Origin of the sequence: Halomonas sp. NPDC076908 (assembly GCF_050269715.1) — a bacterium.
Classification (GTDB): domain Bacteria; phylum Pseudomonadota; class Gammaproteobacteria; order Pseudomonadales; family Halomonadaceae; genus Vreelandella.
Genome location: NZ_JBNNIW010000083.1, coordinates 1 through 3,992, shown reverse-complemented (window position 1 = coordinate 3,992; position 3,992 = coordinate 1). Strand labels below are relative to the sequence as shown.

Sequence of the window (3,992 nt, the reverse complement as noted above, 5' to 3'; positions counted from 1 at the left end):
GAGGATGGCAGGAAGCAGTACAAGGTCTCGCCGGAGTTATTGAGACCTCTCCGGGACGTGAAGTAGGTCAACTACGTCTTGGAATGAACGCTTACCAGGGAAAGCGTCTGCATTAGCATTTGCTTGCTGGTATTAAAGACTTCGATATTGGCCTGATAAGAGCGTGAAGCGGAGATCATATTGACCATTTCATGTACGGGCTCAACATTAGGCTTTGCCACATAACCATCTTCATCTGCCGCTGGGTGATTAGGCATATACTCCATACGTAATGGTGAATTGTCCTCAACCACTTCCGTCACGCGAACGCCGCCCACGCCGTAGTGCGTGCTTTGGGCCTGCGTTTCAAACATGACGTGCTTTGCCCGGTAGGTTTCGCCATCAGGTCCAGCAACGCTATCAGCATTCGCCATATTACTGGCGGTAACGTTCATTCGCTGGGACTGAGCACTCATTGCCGAGCCGGCAATATCAAACGCGGAAAACATCGACATCTTTTTCTATCTCCTTACGAAACTAGCCTGGGTTATTCAGGCTGCATCGCATTTTTAAGCCCTTGTATACGGCTGTTAAGAATGGTGAGGCCGGCTTGATAACGAACAGCATTATCAGCAAACTGCGTACGCTCACGATCCATATCAACCGTATTTCCATCTAGACTTGGCTGATCAGGAATCCGGTAAAGCAAATCAGCGCTACCCGCGCCGCGCCATGCAGGGCCCTCTCCAGCGATATGGTTGCCGGAAGTGCGCGCCAATGTTAGGCCTCCCCCGGTATTGCTACCAGCGCCCTGAGTGCCGTCTACGGCTTTTTTCAACTCACTTGCAAAGTCAATATCGCGCGCTTTGTAGTTTGGCGTATCGGCATTCGCAATATTTGACGCCAACACTTCATGACGCGCTTGGCGTAAACCCAGTGCTTTTTGGTGGTAATTAAAGGCAGATTCCAGTTGATCAATCATGCCAAGCCTCACGTTGAGGAAAAAATGAAATGGATTTTGTTGATGATGAAGAATACGTCTGTACCTGTCAGCCTAAAGCATGGAACAGCTTGCGTTTCTACCAGCATTTCACGTGATACACCTCACTCCTTTTCGTTACACTGGCTAGGTGGTTCTCCTGGTTATCTCCCTTCTAAGTGACTTTTCCTAATGCTACGAAAGCGCTTTGCTCCGCTAACCATCCTATGCCGCTACAAAATACTTGGCATATTGGTAAGCTTATTAACCCTTTTTGTAAGTAACGCCCAAGCAAATGATGATGAACTTCTTCATCAGGTACACCAGTTTTTGTATCAAGAAACGCAGGCGCTAGGCGAAGAAGTTGTCATTGATTTACGTCCTCCCTCTCCCCATTTACCTACCTGTGTTCAACCTGAGCCTTTCCTGCCCAATGCAAATCAAGCCCCTGTAGGTCGCGTCTCTGTGGGAGTGCGTTGTGGCTCAGACAGCCGACAAGTTCGTTATTTGCAGGCCCAAATTGATATTATTGGTAGCTATGTCGTCGCAGCCAGGGACATTGAGCGCGGTACGCTGATTACCGCTGAGATGCTGAGCGAGCGCGGCGGCAATCTAGGTGAACTTGCTGCTCAGGCGCTAACAGATGAGAAAGATATCGTGGGTAAAATAGCCCAGCGGCCTATTCGTAGCGGGAGCACTTTTTTAACCCAATTCTTACAAGCCCCTCACTTAGTTGAACGCGGACAACGCGTTACGGTCATAGCACAGGGTTCGTCCTTTCGTGTTTCACGAGAAGGCGAAGCCCTTGAAAATGGTGCTTTAGGTGACCGCATAAGGGTGCGTTTTGATTCACGTGAAATTATGACCGCACGCGTTTCTGATCAGGGTATTTTAGTAGTGGATTTTTAACGCTTTACCTAAAGTTTTACCCTGCGCTGCCGATATGATCTATAGCAAGTTATACTAGCGCTAGGCGCATCGACGTTGACGATGAGGCAGACAACGTGAAAATTGATAACATTAATTCGCTGCTACGGCCAAACCAAACACAGCAGCGTGATGAAACGCAAAAAACTAATAGCGTAACGCCAGCCACAGCAGGTGGCGCTACTCGCGAATCAACTCAGCTTAGCCAATTAAGTATTGATGAGACGCAGGACATCGATACCGCCAAGGTTGAAGAAATTCGCAACGCGATCCGCGAAGGGCGTCTTGAAATGCATGCTGACCGTATCGCTGAGGGTTTAATTGCTAATCTTAAAGATTTATAGGGGCACAAGTAATGAGCCTTGCTAACCTACTGACTAACCAGCAACAGCGCCTAGACGCGCTGGTATCTTTGTTGTCTAGCGAGCAAAATCTGCTAACGCAAGGTGATGTTGACGGTGATGCCTTGGCGCAAGTGGCTATTAAGAAGCAAGCCCTACTTGAAGAACTCGAACGCATTGAGAGTGTTCGGCGCAGCGTGCAAAAACGCTTAGGCTACTCGGATGGTGCAAGCGGTGCGAGAACTGCAGCGCAAGACGCGGGATGCCAAACGGCCTGGGAAAACTTGCTGGAGAAAAGCGAACGCGCGGCACGTATGAACGAGCTTACGGGTCAGATGCTGTCTGTGCGCATGAAGCATAATCAAGCTATGCTAGACTATATTCGGCAAATTGCAGAAAAAACGCTGTATAAGCCGGACGGACGGAACAGCGCCCAACCTGGTAGAATCAACGCCTCAGCCTGATATTTTTTATCTCTGCTTTTATATCTCGACAAGCATGCAGCGTAACGTTTCAATGAAGCCTTAATAACTAATTGGCATTCATAGGTAAACCATGCTTAGTCGACTCCCACAGCATTTCACTGCGTTAGTAATAGGTGCATCTGGTGGAATAGGTGCGGCTATCATCCAGCAACTGCTTGTCTCGTCAAACGTTGGCCATATTATTGCGGTTAGCCGCCAGTCGCTACAATCAAACGATGAACGAATAACTTATCTAAGGCTTGATGTATCTGAACAAGCAGGGCGGCTTAAGCTCAAGAAAGCAGTGGCAGCACAGCCTATCCACTTTTTTTTCAATGCCATCGGCATCCTTCATGATGACGCTCTCCATCTTCAGCCAGAAAAACGCCTTGATCAGCTTAGCGCTGATGCTCTTGCACAGGTAATGAACATCAATGCCTTCACGCCTATTTTGCTGCTAGCTACTCTCCAAGACTCTTTTAAGGGCTCGCATCCAACGATTATCGCCAGCCTTTCCGCTCGGGTTGGCTCTATAACCGATAATCAATTGGGGGGCTGGTATAGCTATCGTGCCAGTAAAGCAGCGCACAATATGTTGCTCAAAACAGCATCAATTGAGCTCAAACGGCTCAACAAGCAGTCAGCCGTGCTATGCCTACACCCTGGAACAACGGATACGGCTCTCTCTAAACCCTTTCAAGCAAGGGTACCTAACGAAAAGCTTTTCTCACCTACATTTGTTGCGGAGCAGCTACTGGCAGTCATCGCTCAGCGAACGCCTGAAGATAGTGGGAGCTTTTGGGATTGGGATGGGAGATCTATCGAGTGGTAGTTTTGCTTTTCAATATCGGCACTTTCAAAGTACCACCGAACACCGAGCTGGCCGCGTCGCTGCGCTCCTCGCCATGACATGGCGGGTTTCTTTTTTCCACGCAATAAAAAACCCCCGAGCACAGGGTGCTCGGGGGTTTTCTTAAATAAGTGCCTGACGATGACCTACTCTCGCATGGGGAGACCCCACACTACCATCGGCGCTAAGCGGTTTCACTGCTGAGTTCGGCATGGGATCAGGTGGTTCACGCGTGCTATGGTCGTCAGGCGTAACTTGTAATGCATATCATGCTGAGTGTTTTGTGATCGTCTCTTTCCGGCAAGCATCTTGGCTTGCTGCTGCGTATCCGGCTCTCTGAGTGCGTTCACACTCGTTCGTTATCATCACGACCAGACCCCTTGGGTGTTATAGGGTCAAGCCTCACGGGCCATTAGTACACGTTAGCTCAACGCCTTGCAGCGCTTCCACAC

General features: G+C 49.2%; 6 protein-coding genes and 1 rRNA gene. 4 read left to right on the top strand and 3 right to left on the bottom strand.

Annotated elements, in window-relative coordinates:
- Window positions 1-71: 71 nt before the first annotated feature.
- Window positions 72-494 carry a flagellar basal body rod protein FlgC gene (gene flgC, locus ACQKE4_RS20280; RefSeq protein ID WP_427390025.1) on the bottom strand — a complete coding sequence of 141 codons (423 nt, stop codon included), beginning with the start codon at window positions 492-494 and terminating at the stop codon, window positions 72-74.
- A 32-nt stretch (window positions 495-526) separates the two neighbouring features.
- On the bottom strand, window positions 527-961 hold the full coding sequence (flgB, locus tag ACQKE4_RS20275) for a flagellar basal body rod protein FlgB (RefSeq protein ID WP_427390023.1): 435 nt from the start codon (window positions 959-961) through the stop codon (window positions 527-529).
- A 189-nt stretch (window positions 962-1,150) separates the two neighbouring features.
- Between flgB and flgA the strand changes: the two genes are divergently transcribed.
- The 4 genes from flgA to ACQKE4_RS20255 all read left to right on the top strand — a co-directional run bounded on the left by flgA (window position 1,151) and on the right by ACQKE4_RS20255 (window position 3,522).
- On the top strand, window positions 1,151-1,867 hold the full coding sequence (flgA, locus tag ACQKE4_RS20270) for a flagellar basal body P-ring formation chaperone FlgA (RefSeq protein ID WP_427390021.1): 717 nt from the start codon (window positions 1,151-1,153) through the stop codon (window positions 1,865-1,867).
- A 95-nt stretch (window positions 1,868-1,962) separates the two neighbouring features.
- The gene (gene flgM, locus ACQKE4_RS20265) at window positions 1,963-2,229 is read left to right on the top strand and encodes a flagellar biosynthesis anti-sigma factor FlgM (protein ID WP_427390019.1); all 267 of its coding nucleotides are present in this window, start codon (window positions 1,963-1,965) and stop codon (window positions 2,227-2,229) included.
- Between the two features lie 11 nt (window positions 2,230-2,240).
- Window positions 2,241-2,690: a flagella synthesis protein FlgN gene (locus ACQKE4_RS20260; protein WP_427390017.1), complete on the top strand. Its 450-nt coding sequence runs from the start codon at window positions 2,241-2,243 to the stop codon at window positions 2,688-2,690.
- A gap of 91 nt (window positions 2,691-2,781) precedes the next feature.
- Window positions 2,782-3,522: an SDR family NAD(P)-dependent oxidoreductase gene (locus tag ACQKE4_RS20255; protein ID WP_427390015.1), complete on the top strand. Its 741-nt coding sequence runs from the start codon at window positions 2,782-2,784 to the stop codon at window positions 3,520-3,522.
- A 151-nt stretch (window positions 3,523-3,673) separates the two neighbouring features.
- Here the strand turns inward: ACQKE4_RS20255 and rrf are convergent.
- A 5S ribosomal RNA gene (gene rrf / locus ACQKE4_RS20250) occupies window positions 3,674-3,789 on the bottom strand.
- Window positions 3,790-3,992: the final 203 nt, after the last annotated feature.